This is a genomic window from Kineococcus sp. NBC_00420 (assembly GCF_036021035.1).
Lineage (GTDB): Bacteria > Actinomycetota > Actinomycetes > Actinomycetales > Kineococcaceae > Kineococcus.
In genome coordinates this window covers 5054585-5077992 of record NZ_CP107930.1, presented here as the reverse complement: position 1 = coordinate 5077992, position 23408 = coordinate 5054585, and the positions used below count along the sequence as shown (strand labels likewise).

General features: G+C 73.2%; 22 protein-coding genes. 9 read left to right on the top strand and 13 right to left on the bottom strand.

The window, feature by feature from the left end:
• Nucleotides 1–15 precede the first annotated feature (15 nt).
• The 6 genes from OG218_RS24810 to OG218_RS24785 form a co-directional block, all read right to left on the bottom strand.
• Complete coding sequence (locus tag OG218_RS24810) at nucleotides 16–876, bottom strand: shikimate dehydrogenase (RefSeq protein WP_328295885.1); 861 nt, start codon at nucleotides 874–876, stop codon at nucleotides 16–18.
• Between the two features lie 21 nt (nucleotides 877–897).
• Nucleotides 898–1992, bottom strand: coding sequence for an endolytic transglycosylase MltG (gene mltG, locus OG218_RS24805; protein WP_328295884.1), 1095 nt, complete (start codon nucleotides 1990–1992; stop codon nucleotides 898–900).
• Between the two features lie 8 nt (nucleotides 1993–2000).
• Nucleotides 2001–2543 carry a Holliday junction resolvase RuvX gene (gene ruvX / locus OG218_RS24800; protein ID WP_328295883.1) on the bottom strand — a complete coding sequence of 181 codons (543 nt, stop codon included), beginning with the start codon at nucleotides 2541–2543 and terminating at the stop codon, nucleotides 2001–2003.
• A 26-nt stretch (nucleotides 2544–2569) separates the two neighbouring features.
• Nucleotides 2570–5251, bottom strand: coding sequence for an alanine--tRNA ligase (alaS, locus tag OG218_RS24795; RefSeq protein ID WP_328295882.1), 2682 nt, complete (start codon nucleotides 5249–5251; stop codon nucleotides 2570–2572).
• 180 nt (nucleotides 5252–5431) lie between these two features.
• Nucleotides 5432–5983: a type II toxin-antitoxin system PemK/MazF family toxin gene (locus tag OG218_RS24790; protein ID WP_328295881.1), complete on the bottom strand. Its 552-nt coding sequence runs from the start codon at nucleotides 5981–5983 to the stop codon at nucleotides 5432–5434.
• A gap of 17 nt (nucleotides 5984–6000) precedes the next feature.
• A complete protein-coding gene (locus tag OG218_RS24785; RefSeq protein WP_328295880.1) occupies nucleotides 6001–7380 on the bottom strand; it encodes a replication-associated recombination protein A in 1380 nt (459 codons plus the stop codon).
• Nucleotides 7381–7494: 114 nt separating this feature from the next.
• Here OG218_RS24785 and OG218_RS24780 point away from each other — a divergent pair, with 114 nt between their 5' ends.
• From OG218_RS24780 to OG218_RS24755, 6 genes are all read left to right on the top strand, one after another.
• Entirely contained in the window at nucleotides 7495–7959 is a 465-nt protein-coding gene (locus OG218_RS24780) for an STAS domain-containing protein (RefSeq protein ID WP_328295879.1), read from the top strand.
• Between the two features lie 159 nt (nucleotides 7960–8118).
• Entirely contained in the window at nucleotides 8119–8874 is a 756-nt protein-coding gene (locus OG218_RS24775) for a response regulator transcription factor (protein WP_328295878.1), read from the top strand.
• Between the two features lie 28 nt (nucleotides 8875–8902).
• Nucleotides 8903–10426, top strand: coding sequence for a sensor histidine kinase (locus tag OG218_RS24770; protein ID WP_328295877.1), 1524 nt, complete (start codon nucleotides 8903–8905; stop codon nucleotides 10424–10426).
• Between the two features lie 86 nt (nucleotides 10427–10512).
• A complete protein-coding gene (locus OG218_RS24765) occupies nucleotides 10513–11832 on the top strand; it encodes a bifunctional glycosyltransferase family 2/GtrA family protein (protein ID WP_328295876.1) in 1320 nt (439 codons plus the stop codon).
• The gene (locus tag OG218_RS24760; RefSeq protein ID WP_328295875.1) at nucleotides 11829–13922 is read left to right on the top strand and encodes a glycosyltransferase family 39 protein; all 2094 of its coding nucleotides are present in this window, start codon (nucleotides 11829–11831) and stop codon (nucleotides 13920–13922) included. The genes OG218_RS24765 and OG218_RS24760 overlap by 4 nt, the downstream gene beginning before the upstream one ends.
• Nucleotides 13923–14044: 122 nt before the next feature.
• The gene (locus OG218_RS24755) at nucleotides 14045–14275 is read left to right on the top strand and encodes a hypothetical protein (RefSeq protein ID WP_328295874.1); all 231 of its coding nucleotides are present in this window, start codon (nucleotides 14045–14047) and stop codon (nucleotides 14273–14275) included.
• On the opposite strand, the gene OG218_RS24750 is transcribed toward OG218_RS24755, so the two are convergent.
• From OG218_RS24750 to OG218_RS24725, 6 genes are all read right to left on the bottom strand, one after another.
• Nucleotides 14213–14854 carry a phosphatase PAP2 family protein gene (locus OG218_RS24750; RefSeq protein WP_328295873.1) on the bottom strand — a complete coding sequence of 214 codons (642 nt, stop codon included), beginning with the start codon at nucleotides 14852–14854 and terminating at the stop codon, nucleotides 14213–14215. The genes OG218_RS24755 and OG218_RS24750 overlap by 63 nt on opposite strands.
• Nucleotides 14851–16641 (bottom strand): aspartate--tRNA ligase, encoded by a 1791-nt coding sequence (gene aspS / locus OG218_RS24745; protein WP_328295872.1) that lies wholly within the window; start codon nucleotides 16639–16641, stop codon nucleotides 14851–14853. Before aspS ends, OG218_RS24750 begins: the two co-directional genes overlap by 4 nt.
• A gap of 86 nt (nucleotides 16642–16727) precedes the next feature.
• The gene (locus OG218_RS24740; RefSeq protein ID WP_328295871.1) at nucleotides 16728–17117 is read right to left on the bottom strand and encodes a roadblock/LC7 domain-containing protein; all 390 of its coding nucleotides are present in this window, start codon (nucleotides 17115–17117) and stop codon (nucleotides 16728–16730) included.
• Entirely contained in the window at nucleotides 17114–17713 is a 600-nt protein-coding gene (locus OG218_RS24735; RefSeq protein ID WP_328295870.1) for a GTP-binding protein, read from the bottom strand. The genes OG218_RS24740 and OG218_RS24735 overlap by 4 nt, the downstream gene beginning before the upstream one ends.
• 118 nt (nucleotides 17714–17831) lie before the next feature.
• Nucleotides 17832–18200: a hypothetical protein gene (locus tag OG218_RS24730; protein ID WP_328295869.1), complete on the bottom strand. Its 369-nt coding sequence runs from the start codon at nucleotides 18198–18200 to the stop codon at nucleotides 17832–17834.
• 335 nt (nucleotides 18201–18535) lie between these two features.
• A complete protein-coding gene (locus tag OG218_RS24725) occupies nucleotides 18536–19048 on the bottom strand; it encodes a GNAT family N-acetyltransferase (protein WP_328295868.1) in 513 nt (170 codons plus the stop codon).
• A gap of 515 nt (nucleotides 19049–19563) precedes the next feature.
• Between OG218_RS24725 and OG218_RS24720 the strand changes: the two genes are divergently transcribed.
• Entirely contained in the window at nucleotides 19564–20235 is a 672-nt protein-coding gene (locus OG218_RS24720; protein WP_328295867.1) for a hypothetical protein, read from the top strand.
• Nucleotides 20236–20269: 34 nt separating this feature from the next.
• Nucleotides 20270–20956 carry a pentapeptide repeat-containing protein gene (locus OG218_RS24715; protein ID WP_328295866.1) on the top strand — a complete coding sequence of 229 codons (687 nt, stop codon included), beginning with the start codon at nucleotides 20270–20272 and terminating at the stop codon, nucleotides 20954–20956.
• A 2-nt stretch (nucleotides 20957–20958) separates the two neighbouring features.
• On the opposite strand, the gene OG218_RS24710 is transcribed toward OG218_RS24715, so the two are convergent.
• A complete protein-coding gene (locus tag OG218_RS24710) occupies nucleotides 20959–21651 on the bottom strand; it encodes an MBL fold metallo-hydrolase (RefSeq protein ID WP_328295865.1) in 693 nt (230 codons plus the stop codon).
• Between the two features lie 119 nt (nucleotides 21652–21770).
• Between OG218_RS24710 and OG218_RS24705 the strand changes: the two genes are divergently transcribed.
• Nucleotides 21771–23393: a DUF349 domain-containing protein gene (locus OG218_RS24705; RefSeq protein WP_328295864.1), complete on the top strand. Its 1623-nt coding sequence runs from the start codon at nucleotides 21771–21773 to the stop codon at nucleotides 23391–23393.
• Nucleotides 23394–23408 lie beyond the last annotated feature (15 nt).

Below are 23408 nucleotides of genomic sequence, written 5' to 3'. Positions count from 1 at the left end.
CCACGAGAGGGTGGATCAGGCGCGCGCCCGCTCCGCCAACGCCGCCAACCCGGCCGCACGCATGGCCTCCACCGGCCCGTCCCGCCCGGTCATCAGCTCCACCTGGGCGACGGCCTGGTGCAGCAGCATCTCGAACCCGCCGACGACGACCCCGCCCCAGCGTTGCGCGACGGGGGTCGGCCACGGCGCGTAGACCACGTCGAGCAGCAGCGGCCACCACACCGGGCGGAAGGCACCGAGGACGGCGTCGGTCATCGCGTCCGAGCCGCCGATGGGGACGGTCGAGATGACGACGTCCGCGGACAACGCCACGGCCAGCTCGGACCAGTCGCGGATCTCCACCTCGCCGCCGAGGCGGGCGGCGACCCCGCGCAGCTCCGCCGCCCGGTCGGGGGACCTGACCACGGCGACGGGTCGGGGACAACCGGCCTGCAGCAGGGCCACGACGGCGGACCGCGCAGTCGCTCCCCCGCCCAGCACGACGCCCCGGCGGATCCGCGACGCGCCGGCCTCGGCCAGCGCGGTCACCAGACCGATGACGTCGGTGTTCTCGGCCCGCAACCGCACCCCGCGCCGCCCCGGGGTGTTGCGCCGGTCCAGTCGAGGGGTGACGACGACGGTGTTGACGGAGCCGACGGCGCGGGCGAAGTCGCTGACCTCGTCGACCAGCGGCACGACCGCCTGCTTGAGCGGCATCGTGAGGCTGAGCCCGGCCCAGCCGGCGTCGAGGTCGCCGATCACGGCCGGCAGCCGCTCCTCGTCGACCTCGAGCAGGTCGTAGCTCCACCCCTCCAGCCCGAGCGCCGCGTACGCCGCGCGGTGCAGGGCGGGCGAGAGCGAGTGCCGGATGGGGGAACCGCAGACCGCGGCCTTCATCGTGAGGCCCTCATCGTGACGTCACTTGCCCTCCGGGTGCTCCCGCAGGTACTGCTGGAACAGCGCGACGTTGGCGTTGTGCTCCTCGATGGTGGTCGCGAAGCGGGTCTCACCCGTCTCGAGGTTCACCGTCACGAAGAACAGCCACGGGCCGTCGGCGGGGGCCAGGGCGGCGCGCAGGGCGTCCGCGCCGGGGTTGCTGATCGGCCCGGCGGGCAGGCCGGGGTGCAGGTAGGTGTTCCAGGGCGAGTCGGTCGCCCGCTGCTCGGCGGTGGTCGTCACGACGTTGGAGGAGTTCACCGCGTAGCTGACCGTGGAGTCCAGCTGCAGGTTCATCCCGATCGCCATCCGGTTGTCGAGGACGCGCGTCACCCGGGTCATGTCCTCGGCGCTGCGCGCCTCCTTCTGCGCGATGCTCGCCTCGACCACGACGTCGTGCATCTGCTCGGGGGTGACGCCGAGGTCGGCCATCACCTTCGTCGACTGGGCGACCATCGCGGTGAGCAGTTCCACGGCGGTCTCGTCGGGGTCGACGTCGTAGGTCGCGGGGAAGAGGTAGCCCTCGACGTTGCCGTTCGCGGACGCCGGCAGACCGAGCGCGGCCGGGTTCGCCAGCGCCGCACGGACGTCGGCGTCGGCGATGGAGGTGTTCTTCTCGATCAGCGCGTAGACCTGCTCGGCCCGCAGCCCCTCGGGGATCGTCAGCTTGGTGGTGACCTTGGCGCTCGGGTCGAGCATCAGCGCGACGGCGGCGGTGCCGGACATGTGCTCCTTCAGCCGGTAGGTGCCGGGCTGGATCCCGGAGAACTTCGGCTGGGCCTGCGCAGCGGACACGAACGCGTTCTGGGTCTTCACCACGCCCGCGTCGACGAGGGTGCGGCCGATGGCCCGGCCGGTGTCGCCGCTGGCGACCTTGACGTCGACGCTCCCGGTGCCCGAGCCGTCCCAGTCGCCGCTCTCGGTGAAGTGGGCCACGACCGGTCCGAGGGTGCCCCAGGCCGCCCACGTCCCGCCCCCGATGACGGCCAGCGCCGCGACGATCGCGACGAGCGCGCGTCGGCGGCGGAGGCGGCGTCGCCGCCGTGACCCGTCCGAGCGGGTGTCGGGAAGATCCATCAGGTCCATCATGAGCCCCTGCCCTCCGTGGCGTCGGGACGTGCCTGTCCTTCCGCGGCCTGCTGACCCTCAGAGGTCACACCGTGCCCGCGGTGGCGGGCCTTGCGGCGCCCCTTCGGTCCTTCCATCACCCGTCCGGGCGCGTGACCTGCACGCTCGGCGTCCAACGCTGACTGCAGCAGCACCACCGCGGCGGCCTGGTCGACCACCGCGCGGAACTGCTTCTCCTTCTTGCCGGCGGCGTGCAGCAACCGGTGCGCGTCGACGGTGCTCAGCCGCTCGTCGACGAGTCGGACCGGCACCTCCGGGACGGCTCGGACGATCTTGGCCGCGTAGTCGAGCGCGCGCAAGGCCGCCGGGCCCTGTGACCCGTCCATCGACAGCGGCAGACCCATGACGATCTCGACCGCCGCCCGCGCGCGGGCCTCGGCCGCGATCTCGGCGACGTCGCCGTCGCGCTCCGGATCGCGGACGAGGGTCCGCACGGGTGAGGCGATCACGCCTGCAGGGTCGCACGCCGCGAGGCCGACCCGGACGCTCCCGACGTCCACGGCGAGTCGGGCGCCTGGCCGCACCCTCAGACCGAGCCGGTCACGCGGGCGCCGACGAAGTCCTCGATCCCCTGCAGCGCGGCCACGACCTTGGTCGCGTCCTGACCACCGCCCTGGGCGAGGTCGTCCTTGCCGCCACCGCCCCCGCCGAGGGTCTGCGCGGCGCCGCGCACGAGTTCACCGGCCTTGACGCCCCAGCGGCGCGCCTCGGCGTTGGTGGCCACGACGACGACCGGGCGGTCCTTGGCGACCCCCGCGATCGCGACGACCGTGGGCCGTTCGTCCCCGAGCCGCGACCTGACGTCGAGGGTGAGCGTGCGCAGGTCGTCGGCCGAGACCGTCCCGGCGTCGTAGGTGACGACGTGGACCCCGAACTTGTCGACGGGGTGGGCGGCGATCGTCGGGGCGAGCGCGAGGACCTGGCCCGCGCGCAGCTTCGCGATCTCCTTCTCGGCGTCGCCGAGACGGGTCAGCAGCGAACCGATGCGGTCGGCCAGTTCCTCCGGCCGCGCCTTGACGACCTCGGTGAGCTGGTTGACCAGCAGGTGCTCGCGCGTGAGGAACGCGTACGCGTCGGTGCCGACGAGGGCCTCGATGCGGCGCGCACCGGAGCCGATGGAGGACTCCGAGACGATCGAGACGAGCCCGACCTGCTGCGACGTCAGGGTGTGCGTCCCCCCGCAGAGTTCCTTGGACCAGTTCTCGCCGATGGAGACGACGCGGACCTTGTCGCCGTACTTCTCGCCGAAGAGGGCCATGGCCCCGGAGTTCAGCGCCGACTCCCGGTCCATGATCGCCGCAGACACGGGGAGGTCGTCGGCCACCCGTTCGTTGACGACGCCCTCGATGTCGCGCACGAGGGCCGCCGCGACCTGGGAGCTGGAGTGGTAGTCGAAGCGCATCCGGCCCGGCGCGTTCTGCGACCCGGCCTGGGTGGCGGTGTCACCGAGGTGCTCGCGCACGACCTGGTGCACGAGGTGCGTCGCGGTGTGGGCGCGACTCACCGCGCGACGGCGGTTCGCGTCGACGACGGCGTGCGCGCCGTCCCCCGCGACGACCTCACCGCTGGTGACGCTGCCCTTGTGGACGTAGAGCCCGCGGACGGGCTGCTGCACGTCGGTGACGGTGACGACGGCGCCACCGGTCGTGGTGATCGTGCCGTGGTCGGCGAGCTGGCCACCGCCCTCGGCGTAGAACGGCGTGCGGTCGAGGACGACCTCGACGTCGCTGCCGGTCGGGGCGGACGGCGTGGAGACCCCGCCCTGCAGGACCACGGAGATCCGCGCCTCGCCCTCGGCGAGCTCGTAGCCGGTGAAGGTGACCGGCGCGGTCAGCTGCTCCAGCGTCTGGCGGTAGATCGACAGGTCCAGCCCGCCGAGCTTCTTCGCCTTCGCGTCCGCCTTCGCCCGGCCGACCTGCTCGGCCATCAACGTGCGGAAGCCCGGCTCGTCGACGGTGACGCCGGCCTCGGACGCCATCTCCAGGGTGAGGTCGATCGGGAACCCGTAGGTGTCGTGCAGCTGGAACGCGCGGTCGCCGGTCAGCGTCGAGCCGCCCGCCGCCTTCGTCTGCGCCACAGCCGTTTCGAAGATCGCGGTGCCGGAGACGAGGGTGCGCCGGAACGCCTGCTCCTCGGCGTAGGCGACCTTCGAGATCCGGTCGAAGTCGGTGCGCAGCTCCGGGTAGGAGGCGCTCATGACCTCCATCGAGGCGGGCAGCAGGATCGGCAGCGCCTCGTCCTCGAAGCCGAGCAGGCGCATCGCGCGGACCGCACGACGGATCAGGCGACGCAGCACGTAGCCCGCGCCCTCGTTGCCGGGGGTGACGCCGTCGCCGATGAGCATGAGGGCGCTGCGGACGTGGTCGGCCACGACGCGCATGCGGACGTCGTCCTCGTGGTTGGCGCCGTAGTCCTTCTCGGCCGCGAGCGCCGCGTAGTCGAGGACGGGGCGGACCTCGTCGATCTCGTACATGTTGTCGACGCCCTGCTTGAGGAACGCGACGCGTTCGAGCCCCATGCCGGTGTCGATGTTCTTCGCGGGGAGCTCGCCCTCGACGTCGAAGTCGACCTTCGAGCGCACCGCGGAGAGCTGGTACTGCATGAAGACGAGGTTCCAGATCTCGATGTAGCGGTCCTCGTCGGCCTCGGGGCCGCCCTCGGCGCCGAACTCGGGACCGCGGTCGTAGTAGATCTCGGAGCAGGGGCCGCCGGGGCCGGGCTGGCCGGTGTTCCAGTAGTTGTCGGCCTTGCCGCGGCGCTGGATGCGCTCGGCGGGCATGCCGATCTCCTGCCACAGCCGGAACGCCTCGTCGTCGTCGAGGTAGACCGTGGTCCACAGCCGCGTCGGGTCGAAGCCGAGGCCGCCGTCGGCCTCGGGTGTCGTCAGCAGTTCCCAGGCGAAGGTGATGGCCTCGCGCTTGAAGTAGTCGCCGAAGGAGAAGTTGCCGTTCATCTGGAAGAACGTGCCGTGCCGGGTGGTCTTGCCGACCTCCTCGATGTCGAGGGTCCGCAGGCACTTCTGCACGCTCGTCGCGCGCTTGTACGGCGCGGGCACCTGAGCGGTGAGGTAGGGGATGAACGGCACCATCCCGGCGACGGTGAACATGAGGCTCGGGTCGGTCGACACCAGCGAGGCGCTGGGCACGATGGTGTGCCCCTTGCGCTCGAAGAAGTCGAGCCACCGACGACGGATCTCTGCCGTCTGCATCGGACGTGCCTCCTGCTGCTGGGTCTGCTGCCGTGTGGGGCGGGGGTGGGGCGGGGTGGTGCGGGGGTGGGGCGGGGTGGTGCGGGGGTGGTGCTCAGTACAGCCATCGACCCTACCCGTCCCCGTCCAGCGGGTTGCGTGGAGCGGTCGGTCGGGGATCCACGCCACGACCCGGCGGCCTCACCAGCCGTGGAGGCGGCGGCCTTCGGCGACGACGGCGTCGAAGCGGGCGCGGTCCAGAGCGGAACCCTCGCGGCGCACGTCGCGCGGGGAGACGGTCAGCACGCGGTCGACGCGGACCTCGCTGGGGCGGCCCTGGCGGTCCCAGGGGCCGGAGCCGACGTCGATCCAGACCCGGCCGTCCGCGGGGTCCCGGTCCCTCCCGTCGTGGTGGTCCTTGCTCGTCATCATCAGCCCGACGAGGTCGTCGCCGGAGCGGCCGACGACGAGCACCGGGCGGTCCTTGCCGCGCCCGTCCATCTCCTCGAAGGGCACCCACGCCCAGACGACCTCGCCCGGGTCGGGGCGACCGTCCGCGCGGGGCGCGTACTCGATCGCCACCCCGCCGGAGGCCACCGCGGCACCGCCGCGACGCGGACGGGGACGTTCACGACCGGCGTCGGCGGAGGTGGGTGTCCGCCGGGGCGCGGCGGTCTGGCGTTCGAGCTCGCGCAGCGCCGCGCGACCGCCGATCGCGAGGAGGCGGGTGAGGGCGGAACGGAGACCGGGCACGCGGGGAACGTACCGGCTCAGCGACCCCGCAGGATCCGGCGCAGCCGGGCGAGGCGCTCGCGGACCTGGTTCTCGAAACCCCGGTCGGTGGGGACGTAGTAGTCCTTGCCGACGAGTTCGTCGGGGGCGTACTGCTGCTCCGCGACCCCGGCGGGGACGTCGTGGGTGTAGACGTAGCCCTTGCCGTGGCCGAGCTTCTGCGCGCCGGAGTAGTGCGCGTCGCGCAGGTGCGGGGGGACCGACCCGCCGAGACCCGCACGGACGTCGGCGATCGCCGCGTTGATGCCGAGGTAGGAGGCGTTGGACTTCGGCGCCGTCGCGTTGTGCACGACGGCCTGGGCCAGGACGATCCGCGCCTCCGGCATCCCGATCTGGGCCACGGCGTGCATCGCGGCGACGGCCGTCTGCAGGGCCGAGGGGTCGGCCATCCCGACGTCCTCGGAGGCCGCGATGACGATCCGCCGGGCGATGAAGCGGGGGTCCTCCCCCGCCTCGATCATGCGGGCCAGGTAGTGCAGGGCGGCGTCGACGTCGGAACCGCGCATCGACTTGATGAGGGCGCTGGCCACGTCGTAGTGCTGGTCGCCCTGCCGGTCGTAGCGGACGGCGGCGCGGTCCAGGGCGCGTTCGGCGTGGACGAGGGTGATCCGCGCCGTCCCGGCCGCGGAGTCGTCGAGCGCCGTCCCGGCCGCGGCCTCGAGGGCCGTCAGCGCGCGCCGGGCGTCGCCGTCGGCGACCCGCACGAGGTGGGCGAGCGCGTCGTCGTCGATCGTGACCTCCCCCGCGAGCCCGCGGGGGTCCTCGACCGCCTTGCGCAGCAACCCCTCCACGTCGGCGATCGTCAACGGCTGCAACGTCAGGAGCAGCGAGCGGGACAGCAGCGGGGTGACGACGGAGAAGTTCGGGTTCTCCGTGGTGGCGGCGACGAGCACCACCCAGCGGTTCTCCACCCCGGGCAGCAGCGCGTCCTGCTGGGCCTTGGTGAAGCGGTGGATCTCGTCGAGGAACAGCACGGTCTGGCGGCGGTAGAGGTCGCGGTCGTCGCGGGCGGCCTCCATGACCTTGCGGACGTCCTTCACTCCCGCCGTGACCGCGGAGAGTTCCGCGAACCTGCGACCCCCGGAGTGCGCGAGGACGTTGGCCAGCGTCGTCTTCCCCGTTCCCGGGGGGCCCCAGAGGATCACCGAGGCCGGGCCGGCGCGGCCGAGGTCGCCGTCGGCGGCGAGGCGGCGCAGGGGTGAGCCGGGTTGCAGGAGGTGCTGCTGACCGACGACCTCGTCGATCGAGCGCGGTCGCATCCGGACGGCCAGCGGCGCCCCGGCGAGCACCGACGGGATCCTCGTCCCGTCCGCGCCCACGGAGTCCTCCGCGCTCGCGCTGGAGAAGAGGTCGGCCACGCGGACAAGGTACGTGCTCCCCCGGACACGGCACGCAGCACACGGCACGCCACACGCAGCCGGGTCACAGGTTCCTCCGCACTCCCACCCACACCGCGCAGCGAGGCTGCCGCGATGACCCACACACCCCTCCGCATCCACCTCGTCACCCGCTCGGGCACCGGGACCCTGCGGGGTGCCGAGCTCCCGGGCGCGACGCGGACCTGGGCCCCGCTCGAGACCCCCGCCGAGTCCCGGGACGCCGTCGCCGTTTCCGGCGTGAGCACCCGCACCGACGGGGACCGGTTCACGATCACGCTCACCGGCGACGTCGACCTCGTCCTGGCCGAGGAGCTCGCCCGGATCGCCCACCGGGTGGAGCAGCACTGCGCCCACCTGACGACCACCCGGGCCCGCGTGCACCTCGACGTCCGCGAGGTCACCGCCGTGGACGCGAGCGCCCTCCGCTTCGTGGAGCGGGTGCGCCGGCTGTGCGCCGCGTGGGGGGCCGAGTGCACGACCTCGACCGCCCGCCCCGCGGTCGAGCAGGTCCTCGCGCTGGCCCGGCCCGTCGTCGACGGGGAACTCGCCGCCTCCTGAGCAGAGGGGTTGCGGGACAGGGCCCTAGAAGCGTGGTGAATGGGTGGAGTGGCGCACCAGCAGTCACAGGGTCCTCAGTGGTCCGATCCAGTGACGACACACAGGTCCGTCTCAGGGTTTCCCACGACAGCTGGCAGGTTGAGGGTCGAGCATGGAGCCATGACCGCGACCACCAACCGCCGATCGGAACTCACCCGCCCCGACGGCACCGCTCTGCGGGTCCTCGTCGTGGACGACGAGTCGACGCTGTCGGAGCTGCTCAGCATGACCCTGCGCTACGAGGGCTGGGAGGTGCAGACGGCCGGCAACGGTCTCGACGCGGTCCGCGCCGCCCGGACGTTCCGTCCCGACGCCGTGATCCTCGACATCATGCTCCCCGACATCGACGGTCTCGAGGTCCTGCGGCGCCTGCGCGCCGACGCGACCGACGTCCCCGTCCTCTTCCTCACCGCGAAGGACGCCGTGGAGGACCGCGTCGCCGGTCTCACCGCCGGGGGTGACGACTACGTCACGAAGCCGTTCAGCCTGGAGGAGGTCGTGGCCCGGCTGCGCAGCCTGCTGCGGCGTTCCGGTCTCGCCGCGGCGAAGCAGGAACCCGTCCTCGCCGTCGGCGACCTCGTCCTCGACGAGGACAGCCACGAGGTCACCCGCGACGGCGTGGAGATCAAGCTCACCGCCACCGAGTTCGAACTGCTGCGCTACCTGATGCGCAACCCCCGCCGGGTGCTGTCCAAGGCGCAGATCCTCGACCGCGTCTGGAACTACGACTTCGGCGGCCAGGCGAACATCGTCGAGCTCTACATCTCCTACCTGCGCCGCAAGCTCGACGCCGGCCGCAACCCGATGATCCACACCGTCCGCGGCGCCGGCTACGTGCTCAAGCCCGCCGACGGGGTCATCGCCGTCGCCAGCTGACCCTCGATCCGTCGGAGCTGATCCCCGGATGCCCTCCCCGTTCTCCCGGCTGCGCCGGCCCCAGACCCTGCGCAGCCGGCTCGTGCTCACGACGAGCGCACTGCTGGTCGCGGTCGGACTCGTCATCGGGGTGGTGACGGCGGGGGCGCTCTACTTCTCGCTCATGGGCCGGGTCGAGAAGCAGCTGGACGCGACGGTGAACCGCTCCCAGCGCTTCGTCGGCGACCCCGACCGCGGTGGGGGCAGCGGCGGGAACTTCCCGCCCCCGGAGCAGTTCGACCGGACGACGTGCAGCGACGGCACGACCCCGTCCTTCGTCGGACCGGGTCAGACCGACGGGACCCTGTACGCGCGCTACTCCGGAGGGAAACTGCTGACGTCGCAGTCCGGCGTCTACGACGACTCGACCTCCACGCAGACCCCCTGCGTCCGTCAGCTGAGCGCCGCGCAGTCCGACGTCCTGGAAGAGATCACCGCCGGCCAGGAACTCACCGTGGACCTCGACGGTCTGGGCCGGTACCGGATCGCGGCCACCATCCTCGACGACGGGTCGCTGCAGGTCACCGGCTTGCCGCTGGCCGACGTGAACCGGACCCTGCTCACCGTCGTGGGCGTCGAGATCGCCGTCATCCTCGGCGGTGTCGCCGTCGCGGCCGTCGTGGGTTCCTTCCTGGTGCGGCGTGATCTCCTTCCGCTGCAACGGGTCGCGACCACGGCGGCCCGGGTCTCCGAACTCGAGCTGGACCGCGGCGAGGTCGACCTCTCGCTGCGCGTGCCCGACGCCGACGCCGACGGCGCCACCGAGGTCGGCAAGGTCGGCCTCGCGCTGAACCGGATGCTGGAGAACGTCGGGTCCGCCCTCGAGGCCCGGCACACCTCCGAGCAGCGCGTCCGGCAGTTCGTCGCCGACGCCAGCCACGAGCTCCGCACCCCGCTGGCCGCGATCCGCGGGTACTCCGAGCTGACCCGCCGTTCCCGTGACCAGGTCCCGCCCGACGTCGCGCACGCCATGGGCCGAGTCGAGTCCGAGGCGGTCCGCATGACGGGTCTCGTCGAGGACCTGCTGCTGCTGGCCCGCCTCGACTCCGGCCGTCCGCTGGACCGCGAGAGCGTCGACCTCACGATGACCGTCCTCGACGCGGTGAGCGACGCGCAGGTCGCCGGCCGCGACCACCGGTGGCGCCTCGACCTGCCCGACGAAGCCGTCGAGGTCGTCGGTGACCCGGGCCGGTTGCACCAGGTGCTGACGAACCTGCTCGCCAACGCCCGCACCCACACCCCGCCGGGGACGACGGTCACCGTCGGGATCGTGCCGGACGGCGCGAGGACCCACCTCGACGTCGTCGACGACGGTCCCGGCATCGACCCCGACGTCCTGCCCCGCGTGTTCGAGCGGTTCGCCCGCGCGGACTCCTCGCGTTCCCGGGCCGCCGGCAGCACCGGCCTCGGGCTGGCGATCGTGCAGGCCGTGGTGACCTCCCACCACGGGTCGGTGACGGTGGACAGCCGCCCCGGTCGCACGGCGTTCCGCGTCACCCTGCCCTCGAGCTGAGACCGGTGGTCGCGGGCGCGGGGTCTCACAGGTCGACCACAGCGGCAGCCCACGGCACCCGGAGGTCGCGGGACGACGTTGGGACCATGACAGCGACCACCTCCTCCACGGGGACGACGCCACCCCGGCCCCGGCCGGCCGCGGACACCGCCACCTGGGGCACCACCGCCGCCACCTCCGGGGCTCCCGTCCTGGACGTCGTGGTCCCCGTCTTCAACGAGGAGACCGACCTCGAACCCTGCGTCCGCCGCCTGCACGCGCACGTGGCCCGCTTCCCCTTCCGCACCCGCATCACCGTCGCCGACAACGCCAGCACCGACGGCACCCCGCGGGTCGCCCGCGCCCTGGCCGAGGAACTCCCCGACGTCCGCCACGTCCGGCTCGAGGAGAAGGGGCGCGGGCGGGCGCTGAACCGGGTCTGGTCCGCCTCCGACGCCGAGGTCCTCGCCTACATGGACGTCGACCTCTCCACCGACCTCGCGGCCCTGCTGCCGCTGGTCGCGGGCCTGCTCTCCGGCCACTCCGACGTCGCCATCGGTTCGCGGCTGGCGAAGGGTTCCCACGTCGTCCGCGGCGCGAAGCGCGAGATCATCTCCCGCTGCTACAACCTGATCCTGCACGGCACGCTGCGGGTGCGCTTCACCGACGCCCAGTGCGGTTTCAAGGCCCTCCGCGCCGACGTGGCCCGGGAGATCCTGCCCCTCGTCGAGGACACCGGCTGGTTCTTCGACACCGAGGTGCTGGTGCTCGCCGAACGGTCCGGCCTGCGGATCCAGGAGATCCCGGTCGACTGGGTCGACGACCCCGACAGCACCGTCGACATCGTCGCCACCGCGGTGGCCGACCTGCGCGGGATCCGCCGGCTCGCGGGGGCGATGGCCTCGGGCCGGTTGCCGCTGAAGGAGATCCGCGCCAGCCTCGGCCGCGGCCCCCAGCCCGCCGCCCTCGCCGGTGTCCCGACCTCGCTCGCGGGGCAGCTCACCCGGTTCATCGCGGTCGGGCTGACCAGCACGGCCGCCTACGCCCTGCTGTACCTGCTGTTCCAGGAGTTCGGCAGCGCCCAGGTCGCGAACTTCGTCGCCCTCCTCGTCACCGCGGTCGGGAACACCGCCCTGAACCGTCGCGTGACGTTCGGGGTCCGCGGGCGGGACGGGGCGGGACGGCACCAGGCGCAGGGGCTGTTCGTGTTCCTGCTCGGCTGGGCCATCACCGCCGGCAGCCTGTCGGCGCTGCACGCGGGAAACCCCGACGCCGGTCGCGGCGTCGAACTCGCGGTCCTCACCGCGGCGAACCTCGCGGCGACGGTCGTCCGCTTCCTGCTGCTGCGCTCCTGGGTGTTCCGCAGCCGCAGGCACCACCAACCCGGGGCCGAGCAGGCCGTCGACACCCCGCAGGAGCACGCATGAGCACCACCTCCGACGCCGTCCCGCGGTTCGAGCGTACCGCCGCCACCTCGCCGGGCACCGGGCGGTGGCGACGCGCGGCGACGTCGGTCTGGCGGGGTCGCGACGCCGATCCGCGCTGGGTCCGACCCGCCCTGCTCGTCCTCCTCCTGACCACCGGTGTGCTCTACCTGGTGGGGTTGTCGGAGTCGGGGTGGGCGAACCCCTTCTACTCCGCGGCCGCGCAGGCGGGGTCGCAGTCGTGGGAGGCCTGGTTCTACGGCTCCTCCGACGCGGCGAACGCCATCACCGTCGACAAACCCCCGGCGGCGTTGTGGGTCACCGGGTTGTCGGTGCGCGTCTTCGGGTTGTCGTCGTGGTCGATCCTCGTGCCCCAGGCCCTCGAGGGCGTCGCCGCGGTGGCGCTGCTGTACGCGACCGTCCGCCGGCGCAGCACCCCCGCGGCCGGTCTGATCGCCGGAGCGCTGCTGGCCACCACACCCGTCGCGGTCCTGATGTTCCGCTTCAACAACCCCGACGCCCTGCTGGTCCTGCTGATGATCGCCGCCACCTGGGCGGTCCTGACGTCGGTCGACACCGGACGGGCCCGATTCCTGTACTGGGCGGGGGTGTTCGTCGGCCTGGGTTTCCTCACCAAGCAGTTGCAGGTGTTCCTCGTCCTGCCCGGCCTCGGCCTGGCCTACCTGTGGGCGGCCCCGCACGGCCTCGGCCGGCGCGTCCGGCACCTGCTGCTCGCAGGAGCGGCCGTGGTGGTGGCCGGCGGCTGGTGGGTCGCGGTCGTCGAACTCGTCCCGGACTCCTGGCGCCCCTACGTCGGCGGCTCGCAGGACAACTCGTTCCTGGAACTGACGTTCGGCTACAACGGCTTCGGCCGCCTGACCGGCGATGAGACCGGAAGCGTCGGCGCCACCCACGGCTGGGGCGAGACCGGTCTCGGGCGGATGTTCTCCTCCGAGTTCGGCGGGAACGTCTCGTGGTTGCTGCCCGCGGCGTTCCTGCTCGCGATCGCCGGGTTCGTCGTGACCCGACGCGCCCCGCGGACCGACGTCCGCCGCGCCGGCTACCTCGCCTGGGCCGGCTGGTTGCTGGTCACGTTCGTGGCCTTCAGCTTCATGTCCGGGATCATCCACCCCTACTACACGGTGGCCCTGGCCCCGGCCGTCGCGGCTCTGGTCGCGACGGGTGCGGTGGACCTGTGGCGGCTGCGGTCGGCCCGGTGGGCGCTCCCCGTCCTCGCGGTCGTCGTCGCGGTCAGCACGGCGTGGTCCGTCGTCCTGCTCTCCCGCAGCGCCGACTTCGTCCCGTGGTTGCGCTGGGTCGTCCTGGTGGCCGGGGTCCTGGCCGTCGCCGGGTTCGTCGCGGCGGCGTTCGTCCGTGGCCCGGTGTCCGGCCAGCTGCGGAGTTCACTGCGGCAGGCCGGGGCCGTCGCGGCCGCCATCGCGGTCCTCGCCGGCCCCGCCTCGTACTCCCTGCAGACGGCGTCGACCGCCCACACCGGGGCGATCGTCTCCGCAGGCCCGACGGTGTCCTCCGGTTTCGGCATGGCCGGCGGGATGCCCGGCACCCGCGGGGGCGGTCAGTTCAGCGGGATGTTCGCCCAGGGCGGGGCCGGCGGTCAGAGCGGTCAGAGCGGTCAGCGGACGTTCGGGCCGCCGACCGGTGTGGGCGGCCCGACGGGTTCCGCCGGCACCGGACTCGGGACGCGGTCCGCGCGGGGTGGCGGCGTCGGCGGCCTGCTGGGCGCCAGCACCCCCGGCGCGGCGCTCACCGCCCTCCTCGAGGCCGACGCCGGTTCCTACTCCTGGGTCGCGGCCACGACGGGTTCGAACAACGCGGCCGGGTACCAGCTCGCCACCCAGGAACCGGTCATGGCCGTCGGCGGGTTCAACGGCACCGACCCGGCGCCGACCCTGGCCCAGTTCCAGGCCCACGTCGCGGCCGGCGACATCCACTACTACATCGCGAGTTCCTCGATGGCCTCCACCACCTCCGGGGGCAGCGACGACGCCAACGAGATCTCCGAGTGGGTCGCGGCGAACTTCACCGCGACCACGGTCGACGGCACGACGGTCTACGACCTCACGGCCTCCTGACCCGGTCGGCACGAGCGCGAGCGTGGTCCCGCGGGACCAGGCTCGCGCTCGTCGGGAGCCGGCTGGGTCAGGGCACAGGAACCTCCAGGGCCACGCAGAACCCCCGGCCCCAGGATGACGTCATGACGCAGCGCACCCGCACGAACCGCCTCCCCCGCCGCCTCCTCGCCGTCGGCCTCGTCACGGGGGTGGGCAGCCTCGGACTCGCCGGGGCGGCGCAGGCCGAACCCACGACCGCCGACGTCGGCCACCGCGCACCGGTGCGCGTCAGCGAGGTCTCCCCCGCGGCGTTACCCGCGAGCCTCGGGACCGGGACCACCCGCCGCACCGGCTGGGTCACCGTCACCCTCTGACGCGGACCGGGCGGCGAGCAGGACGATCAGACCCGCCAGCAGGAACCCGGCCAGCACGTCACTGGGCCAGTGCGCGCCCACCCAGACCCGGTCCACCGCGACCACCCCGAGTTCCAGGCAACCCAGGACGATCGCGCGGGAACGCCACCGGACGGGCACCAGGACGAGCACGAACAGCAGCACCACCGTCGCCGACGCCAGGGCGTGCCCGGAGGGGAACGACCCGCCACCGGCGGTGGTGTACCCGAGGTCGACGGCCGGACGTTCCCGGTCGAAGGCCGCCTTCAACGCCGGGGACGTCACCGACGCGACCGCACCCGCGACCAGCGAGGCCACCGCGGCCCGCCGACGCCCGCGGCGCCAGACGGCCACGACGCCGAGCAGACCCGCCAGGTACACCCACACGGGCTGGGTGACGGCCTCGACGACCTGGGCGACCCGCGTCAGCGTGGGATGGGCACCCGCGGCGGCCGTCCCGAGCTCGGAGAGGAACCGGTCCGGACGCGCCGTGGCGCCCGTGGTCACGAGGACCGCGAGCGCCACGAACAGGACGGCACACCCCAGGGCGGACCGGATCACGCCTCGACGGTCTCCGCCGGCTTCTTGGCCTCGGGCGTGAAGTCGACCCCGGCCTCGCGGCGCTGCTGCGCCGTGATGGGCGCGGGCGCGGCCGTCAGCGGGTCGTAGCCGCCGCCGGACTTGGGGAAGGCGATGACCTCGCGGATGGAGTCGGAGCCGGTGAGCAGGGCGACGACGCGGTCCCAGCCGAAGGCGATCCCGCCGTGCGGCGGGGCGCCGAAGGAGAACGCGTCGAGGAGGAAGCCGAACTTCTCCCGCGCGTCGGCCTCGGAGATGCCCATGACCGCGAAGACGCGTTCCTGGACGTCGCGACGGTGGATGCGGATCGAGCCGCCGCCGATCTCGTTGCCGTTGCAGACGATGTCGTAGGCGTTGGTGAGCGCGGACCCCGGGTCGGTGTCGAAGGTGTCGAGGTGCTCGGGCTTCGGGGCGGTGAAGGCGTGGTGGACGGCGTTCCAGTTCCCGCCGCCGATCGACACGTCGTCGTCCTCGGCCGCGGACTTGAACATGGGTGCGTCGACGACCCAGAGGAAGGACCACGCGTTCTCGTCGATCGCGCCGGTGCGCCGGGCGATCTCGGCGCGGGCGGCTCCGAGCAGCGCACGGGAGGGGTTCACGGCGCCGGCGGCGAAGAAGATGCAGTCGCCCGGGTTCGCGCCGACGTGCGCGGCGAGACCGGCGCGTTCGGTGTCGGAGAGGTTCTTGGCGACCGGACCGGCGAGTTCGCCGTCCTCGCCGACGAGGACGTAGGCCAGCCCGCGGGCCCCGCGCTGCTTGGCCCACTCCTGCCAGGCGTCGAGGGTCTTGCGCGGCTGGGAGGCGCCGCCCGGCATGACGACGGCACCGACGTAGGGCGACTGGAACACCCGGAAGCTGGTGTCGGCGAAGAACTCGGCGCACTCGACGAGTTCGATGCCGAAGCGCAGGTCGGGCTTGTCGGAGCCGTAGCGGCGCATGGCCTCCTCGAAGGTCATCCGCGGGATCGGCAGCGGAACGTCGTAGCCGATGAGCTTCCAGAGCGCGGAGACGATCTGCTCGCCGAGGGCGATGACGTCGTCCTGCTCGACGAAGCTCATCTCGATGTCGAGCTGGGTGAACTCCGGCTGCCGGTCGGCGCGGAAGTCCTCGTCGCGGTAGCAGCGGGCGATCTGGTAGTAGCGCTCCATGCCGGCGACCATCAGCAACTGCTTGAACAGCTGCGGGCTCTGCGGCAGGGCGTACCAGGAACCCGGGGACAGGCGGGCGGGGACGACGAAGTCGCGCGCCCCCTCGGGGGTGGACCGGGTCAGCGTCGGGGTCTCGACCTCGGTGAACGCGTGTTCCTCGAGCACGGTGCGCGCGGCCTTGTTCGCGGCCGAACGCAGCTTCAGCGCGTTCGCGGGGCCGGTGCGGCGCAGGTCGAGGTAGCGGTACTTCAGCCGGGCCTCCTCACCGACGGTGAGGTGGTCGTCGATCTGGAACGGCAGCGGTGCGGCCTCGGAGAGGACCTCCAGCGCCGTGGTGTCGACCTCGACCGCACCCGTGGGGATGTTGGCGTTGTCGTTGCCGTCGGGGCGCAGCCGCACGTCTCCGGTGATGCGGATGCAGTACTCGTTGCGCAGGTCGCGGGCGCCGCCGGCGTCGAGGATCTCGTCGCGCGCGACGACCTGGACGACACCCGAGGCGTCGCGCAGGTCCAGGAAGGCCACTCCCCCGTGATCCCGTCGACGCGCCACCCAGCCGGTGAGCGTCACGGTCTGTCCGGCGTGACCGGCGCGCAGGCTGCCGGCCTCGTGGGTGCGGAGCACGGGAGGTCCCTTCGATCGTCAGAGCGCGGTGTGCGCACGGACGATCCTACGGAACGCCGCACCCCGGGGAGCACTCCCCCGAGGGCTCAGCGGGCGCGGGCCGGTGTCGCGCCGGACTCGGCGCCGGCGAGGTCGGCGACCAGCTTGAGGGCGAGGCGGTCGAGCAGCACGAGGTTGACGGAGGGGTCGGTGACGACGGCGAGGATGTGGCTGGTGGTGATCGCGTACACGACGAGAGCGCCGTCGCTGCCCTTGACGGTCGTGGACTGGAACGGGCCGAGGACGTTGGCGTCCGCGGCGCGCTGGGCGATGCCGAGGACGGTCGCGACGATGGCGGCCGCGGACTCGTGGTCGCGTTCGGGGCCGTCGTCGTGGAAGGCGAGGCCGTCGGTGCGGGCGACGAGGATCCGCCGCAGCCCCGGGATGTCGCGCTTGAGGGCGCCGCTGACGCGCATCGCGTGCTGCTTCACGATCATGCTGTGGCTCCGTCCGTGCCGGCGGCGACGCGGCGGCTCTCGAGGGTGTGGACGCCGTCGAGCAGGACCGTCAGGACGGCCGTGCACTGGGACAGGTCGCGGGGGTCGCAGGCGATGAGCGCCGACGGCGAGGTGCCGAGGAGCTGGCCCAGTCGGGCGCGGGTGCCGGCGGGGTCGGCCCAGCGGCTGACCGCGACCAGGCGCGGGACGGCCGGGGCGATGCGCTGGAAGGCCCCGACGATGTCGGCGGCCGCTTCGATGCTGGTGGAGCGGCTGGCGTCGACGAGGACGAGGTAGCCGTCCATGTTCCGGGCCAGCAGTTCCCACATGAAGGAGAACCGTTCCTGGCCCGGGGTGCCGAAGAGGTTGACCCTGACGTCGTCCCAGCCGGCGGTGGCGGGGGCGGGCACCGTGAAGCTGGTGTGGTCCATCGCGACGGTCGTGGAGGTCTTGAGCGCGGCCGTCTCGTCGCTGACCCCGGTCTCGGTGGTCACGAGCGTCCCACCCCCGAGGCCTGCGGTGACGGTGGTGGCGAACGTGGTCTTGCCGGCCCCGAAGGGTCCGGTGACCACGATCTTGCGGGCGGGGCTGCTCACGGAGCTCCTCGGGAGGCGGGGTGGGGGCTGCGCGCGTCGGCGGTCGGACGCGGACGCGGTGAGGCGTCCGGCCGACCGCCGACGGGTGGTGCGGTGGTGCGGTGGTGCGGTGGGATCGTCAGATCGCGAGGTCGCGCTCGAGGATCGTCAGCTGGCGACGGGCCATGGCGAGGTTCGAGGAGTCCTTCTTGAGGACCAGGTACAGGAACAGGCCCTGGCCGGACTGCGACTGGATGAGACGGATCAGGTGGATCTGGGTGCCGAGGGTGATGAGGATGTCCTCGATGTTCTCGGACAGGCCCAGGCGCTGCATGGTGCGCAGCTTGGCGCGGACGACGTCGGTGTTGCCGGCGGCGGCGACGTCGAGGTCGAGGGCGCCGCCCCCGGCCTGGCCGAGCGACATGCCGGACTCGTAGTCGACGAGGGCCGCGGCGGTGGCGCCGTCGATCTCGAGGCAGGCCTTCAGGGTGGCGTCGACGTTGGTCACGTCAGGTCCTTCCGTAGGTGGGGCTGCGGACGGCGGTCGATCCGCTGCCCGGTGGTGTCCCCCATTACTTCGGCCCTCAACGTCCCGGTCTGAACCCCGATCGGGATCGGTGAACGGGTGAATCGCACTCGGACGAACGGGTGAGACCCTCTGCGCCCCACGACGTCTAGAAGTTCCCGGCGGGAACGGGCCGGCTGGCGAGAGAGCGGCTGGGCCGACGTGACGCGGCAGCGTCTGCGGAGCCCCGTTCCGGCGTGGTGCCGGGGGTGGCCGGCCCGGAGCCACCGCGCGCACCGCGGGGTGACCGGATGGATGTCAGCGGGTCAGTCAGCGGGTCAGAGGCCGCGCCGGTAGCTCACCTCGTCCAGGACGACGCCCCGGCGGTGGTCGTGCTGGGTGCGCCCGTCGGTGTGCCAGCCGCACCGTTCGTAGAAGCGCCGGGCGCGGGCGTTGCCGGTCAGGACCCACAGGGTCGCGTCGGTGAAGCCGTCGTCGCGCAGCTCGGTGGTGGCGGTGTCGAGCAGTGCTCGCCCGGCCCCGGTGTTCCAGTGTTCGGGGTGGACGTAGAGGGACTGGACCTCACCGGTGGTGGGTGCTGCTCCCTCGTCGCGGCTGGGGCCGCGACGCACGAAGCCGATGACGTCTCCGGTGACGTCGAGAGCGACGAAGCAGTGTCGTGGCGGGGTGGTGGGCAGTACGTCACGCCACCGCTGGACGGAGCTGTTCAGCGACAGTCCCGCGATCACCGTGTCGGGGATCAGGCCCGTGTAGGTGGCGCGCCAGGTGTCGACGTGGATGCGTGCGAGCTGGTCGGCGTCCTCGAGGACGGCGGGCCTCACCTCGGTCATCGTCGAACCCTAGGGAGGGGTGCCGTTCGCTCGAGACACCGCGCCTGCGTCGCGCGTCTGCTCTTCGGCGAGGCCGCAGCGTCGCGGCCGCCGGCGGCAGCGCTCACGACGCGGGATGACCGTGACGTCGGGCGCAGGGCGCCCAGAACGGCTGGGAGTGCCCGAGCCGACGAGCAGGGCGGCGTAGCGCAGCGACGCTCGGTCCAGGTAGCCGGTCCCAGGGTTGATGTCAGCGAGGAAGCTGGCGAGCCCACCACGGGTGGGCCTACGTGATCTCGTGACTTTCGACGTGTCCACGACGTCGACAGGTTGGGGCCCTGCATCGCGCGTCCACCATCCTGGACTCGTGATCGTTCGCGAGCGGAACCGCGCCGGGTGGCGCACGCCCGGCGCGCGCCCCTTGTCGGAGCGTCGTGGGAACGGTTGACTGACCCCAGCCGCGCTGGAGCCTGCGCTCGGACGGCTGCGCGCGTCGGCTGGGGGATGTCCGACGTCGATCGTCCCCGGGAGGTTGCGTGTCGGACGCCCTGAGCCACGAGCACCACCTGCGCCACCGCGCCGAGCGCGTGCGCGCGGACCTGGAGGCCCTCTGGGGGGACGAGCTCCCCGAGGCTCCCGACCCGGTGCTGACCGTGCTCGTGGACGCCGTCGCCGTCGACGACCAGCACGGAGTGGACGACCGGCTCGTCGTCCAGGGGGACGGTCTGGGCTACGAGGCGCTGGCCCGGGTCCTCGCCGACGTCCGCAGCTCCGCCACCCTGCACCTCGTGCCGCCCGCCCTGCGAGCCCGCCTCGCCGGGGTCCTGCCGCCGATGGGCCGCCTCATCGACCTGCGGGTCGCCGGGGAGGCCGCGCTGCCGAGCGAGTCGACCGGGGCGTGGGAGTACGACGCCACCGCGGACACCGTCGCCTGGGACGCCCGCAGCGGCGTCCTCTACGGCCTCGGCCAGCACCCGGGGGTCGCGTCGCTGCCGGAGTGGTTGCGGCGCAGCGTCCACGACGAGGACCGCTCACTCGTCTCCTCGGCGCTGCGCTCCTCCGCCTCGACCGGGCTGCCCTACGACGTGCGCTTCCGGATCGCGCCGCCGCGGCACGGGGTGGTCCTCGCGCGCGGACGCGTCCTCAACGGTCCCGGCGGTGGCGCGCGGGTGCTGGGCTTCGCGGCGGAGGACGTCGGCGCCGGCTAGTCCGGCACCGCAGCTGATCGGGCACAGTGGCGCCGTGCCGAAGAAGCCCAGCCGCCGCTCCGAGGAGCCGGCGACGCCCACCCCCGACCTCCCGCTCGACGAGTCCACCCTCGAGGCGGCGACGCGGCCACCGAGGGCGGGTGAGTCCCACGACGGACTCCTCTTCGGCGAGGCGACCTGCGGGGACCTCAGCGGCGTCGACGCCCGGGACGCGCGGTTCCTGGGGTGCGTGCTGTCCCGGGTGCGCGCCGACGGGCTGGCGTTGGCGGGGGCCCGCCTGGTCGACGTGCGGATCGCCGCGCTCGCCGCGACCGAGGCGCCGTGGCGCTCCTCCACCTGGCAGGAGGTGGTCGTCGAGGACTGCCGCATCGGCGCGTGGGACCTGTCCGCGGCGCAGTGGACGCGCGTGGCCGTCCGCGGTGGCCGTTTCGACTTCGTGAACCTGCGCGAGGCGTCGCTGACCGACGTCACCTTCACCGGGTGCGACCTGCGCGAGGTCGACGTCTCCGGCGCGGGCCTCACGCGGGTGCGGTTCCTCGACTGCCGGATCGGGCACCTGGACGTGACCTCGGCCCGGTTGAGCGGTGTCGACCTGAGCGGGGCCGACCTCGAGGCCGTCAGCGGGGTCGGGTCGCTGCGCGGCGCCCGGATCAGCGAGCTCCAGCTCCTCCGCCTCGCGCCGTTGCTCGCCGAGCACCTCGGACTGCGGGTGGCGGACTGACCTCAGGACCCGCCGGCGAGACGGGCCAGCTGCTGCAGGTAGGGGTTGGTCGCACGTTCGCGGGCGATCGTCGTCGCCGGACCGTGCCCCGGCAGCACGTCGGTGGCGTCCTCCAGCGGCAGCACCCGCGTCAGCAGGCTGCGCAGCATCGCCTGGTGGTCCCCGCCGGGCAGGTCGGTCCGTCCGATGGAGCCCGCGAAGAGCACGTCCCCGGACAGCAGCAGGTCGGGCTCCCCGGCCCGGTCGACCGAGAAGAGCACGGACCCCTCGGTGTGCCCGGGTGCGTGCTGGACGGCGATCGAGAGGCCCGCGACCTGCAGGGAGGCCCCGTCCTCGACGGTCACGACGTCGTCGGGGTCGCGCCACTGCACGGTGCCCGTCGTGGCCTCCAGGGCCTGGCGCAGGGGGGCTCCGATCCCGGCCAGCGGATCGTTCAGCCGGTACGCGTCGGCGCGGTGGATCGTGGCGGCGACACCGTGCACCCCGCACACGGGGGTGACGGAGTACGTGTGGTCGAGGTGCCCGTGGGTCAGCAGGACCGCGGCGGGTTTCAAGCGGTGCCGGCGCAGGACCTCGGCCAGGCGGTCGGCCACGTCGACCCCCGGGTCGACGACGACGCACTCCTCCCCGGCCCGGGGTGCGACGACGTAGCAGTTGGTCCCGAAGACGGTCGCCTCGACCGTGTCGATGAGCACGTCACGCACCCTAGTTCGCGCCGCCGACAGGGACGACGTCGCTCACGGCCCGCGATCAGGACCGGGCACGCCGTGACTGCCTGCTCCGATCGGGGCCCGAGGGACCTAGAATCAGGCGGGTGACCGAGCAGCCCCAGGAGCCGGCGTCCCTCACGGACGTGGCGGACACCCCCGAGACCCCGACCGAAGCGACCCCGGAGGCACCGGAGACGGTTGCCGCGCAGCAGGACGCGACGGCGGCCGAGACGCCGGCGGCCGAGGCCGACCCGGCGTCGGAGGCGCCGCAGTCGTCGTCGGAGGAACCTTCCGAGGTGACGGCGGAGCCGCAGCCCGAGGCCGGCCCTCCGGCGGAGCAGCCGGTCGACCCCACCCCGGCTCCCGGCCCGCGTCCCACCCCGGCCGCGCCGCGCCCGCGTCCCACCCCCGCCCCGGCCGTCGTCGCGCCGACGACCACCGAGGCGGGCCCCGAGGTCGGGCACCTGACCTCGGTGGACCGCGAGGCGGCCGCCGCCTTCGGGCGCGTCGACGACAACGGCACCGTCTGGGTGCGCCGCGCCGACGGTGAGCACGAGGTCGGCGCCTACCCCGACGCGACACCCGAGGAGGCGATCGCCTACTTCGTGCGCAAGTACGGGGAGGTCGTCGCCCAGGTCGACCTGTTCGAGCAGCGCCTGCGCAGCACCGAACTGGCCGGCAAGGACATCGTCTCCGGGGTCGCCACGCTGCGCACCGCGCTCGCCGAGACCCGCGCCGTCGGTGACCTCGACGCCCTCGGCGCCCGCGTGGAGGCGCTGGCCACCGTCGCCGACGAGGCCCGGGCTGCCGCCGACCGCGCCCGCGCCGCCCAGCGCGAGACGCTGCGCGCCGGTCGGCTCGCGATCGTCGAGGAGGCCGAGCAGATCGCCGGTCAGGACCCCGAGAAGGTCCAGTGGCGTTCCTCCGGCGAACGCCTGCGCACCCTCTTCGAGGAGTGGAAGGCGGCCCAGCGCGAGGGTCGCCTCGACAAGCGCAGCGAGGACGACCTGTGGAAGCGCTTCAGCCACGCCCGCAGCGCCTTCGACAAGATGCGCCGCCACCACTTCGCCGCCCTCGGTGAGGAACGCAGCACCATCCGCTCCGAGAAGGAGACCCTCGTCGCCGAGGCGGAGGCGCTGTCCACCTCCACCGACTGGCGCGGCACGACCAACGCCTACCGCGCCCTGATGGACCGCTGGAAGGCGGCCGGCCGCCTCGGCCGCAAGGACGACGACACCCTGTGGGACCGCTTCCGCGCGGCTCAGGACGTCTTCTTCGCCGCGCGCACCGCGGCCAACGACGAGGTGGACGAGGAGTTCCGCGAGAACCTCGTCGCGAAGGAGGCCCTGCTGCTCGAGGCGGAGGCGCTGCTGCCGATCAAGGACCTCAACGCGACCAAGAAGGCCCTCAACTCCATCCAGGACCGCTGGGAGGCCGCGGGCAAGGTGCCGCGCACCGACCTCGGCCGGGTCGAGGGGCGCCTGCGCGCCGTCGAGACCGCCGTCCGCGACGCCGAGCAGGCCCGCTGGTCGCGGTCCAACCCCGAGGCCCAGGCCCGGGCCGGTGGCCTCGCCAGCCAGCTCGAGAACGCCATCCGCGACCTCGAGGCCGACGTCGAGAAGGCCCGCACCCAGGGTGACGCCCGGGCGCTGGCCCGCGCCGAGGAAGCCCTCCGGGCCCGTCGTGCGTGGTTGGACGCCGCCCAGGCCACCCTGCGCGACGCCTGAGCTGTCCACAGGTCC

Coding starts and splice junctions, on each gene's coding strand:
- OG218_RS24780 (WP_328295879.1), top strand. CDS start 7,495: ATGACCCACACACCCCTCCGCATCCACCTCGTCACCCGCTCGGGCACC.
- OG218_RS24775 (WP_328295878.1), top strand. CDS start 8,119: ATGACCGCGACCACCAACCGCCGATCGGAACTCACCCGCCCCGACGGC.
- alaS (WP_328295882.1), bottom strand. CDS start 5,251: ATGCAGACGGCAGAGATCCGTCGTCGGTGGCTCGACTTCTTCGAGCGC.
- OG218_RS24755 (WP_328295874.1), top strand. CDS start 14,045: ATGACGCAGCGCACCCGCACGAACCGCCTCCCCCGCCGCCTCCTCGCC.
- mltG (WP_328295884.1), bottom strand. CDS start 1,992: ATGGATCTTCCCGACACCCGCTCGGACGGGTCACGGCGGCGACGCCGC.
- OG218_RS24740 (WP_328295871.1), bottom strand. CDS start 17,117: ATGATCGTGAAGCAGCACGCGATGCGCGTCAGCGGCGCCCTCAAGCGC.
- OG218_RS24760 (WP_328295875.1), top strand. CDS start 11,829: ATGAGCACCACCTCCGACGCCGTCCCGCGGTTCGAGCGTACCGCCGCC.
- OG218_RS24765 (WP_328295876.1), top strand. CDS start 10,513: ATGACAGCGACCACCTCCTCCACGGGGACGACGCCACCCCGGCCCCGG.
- OG218_RS24810 (WP_328295885.1), bottom strand. CDS start 876: ATGAAGGCCGCGGTCTGCGGTTCCCCCATCCGGCACTCGCTCTCGCCC.
- OG218_RS24770 (WP_328295877.1), top strand. CDS start 8,903: ATGCCCTCCCCGTTCTCCCGGCTGCGCCGGCCCCAGACCCTGCGCAGC.
- OG218_RS24725 (WP_328295868.1), bottom strand. CDS start 19,048: ATGACCGAGGTGAGGCCCGCCGTCCTCGAGGACGCCGACCAGCTCGCA.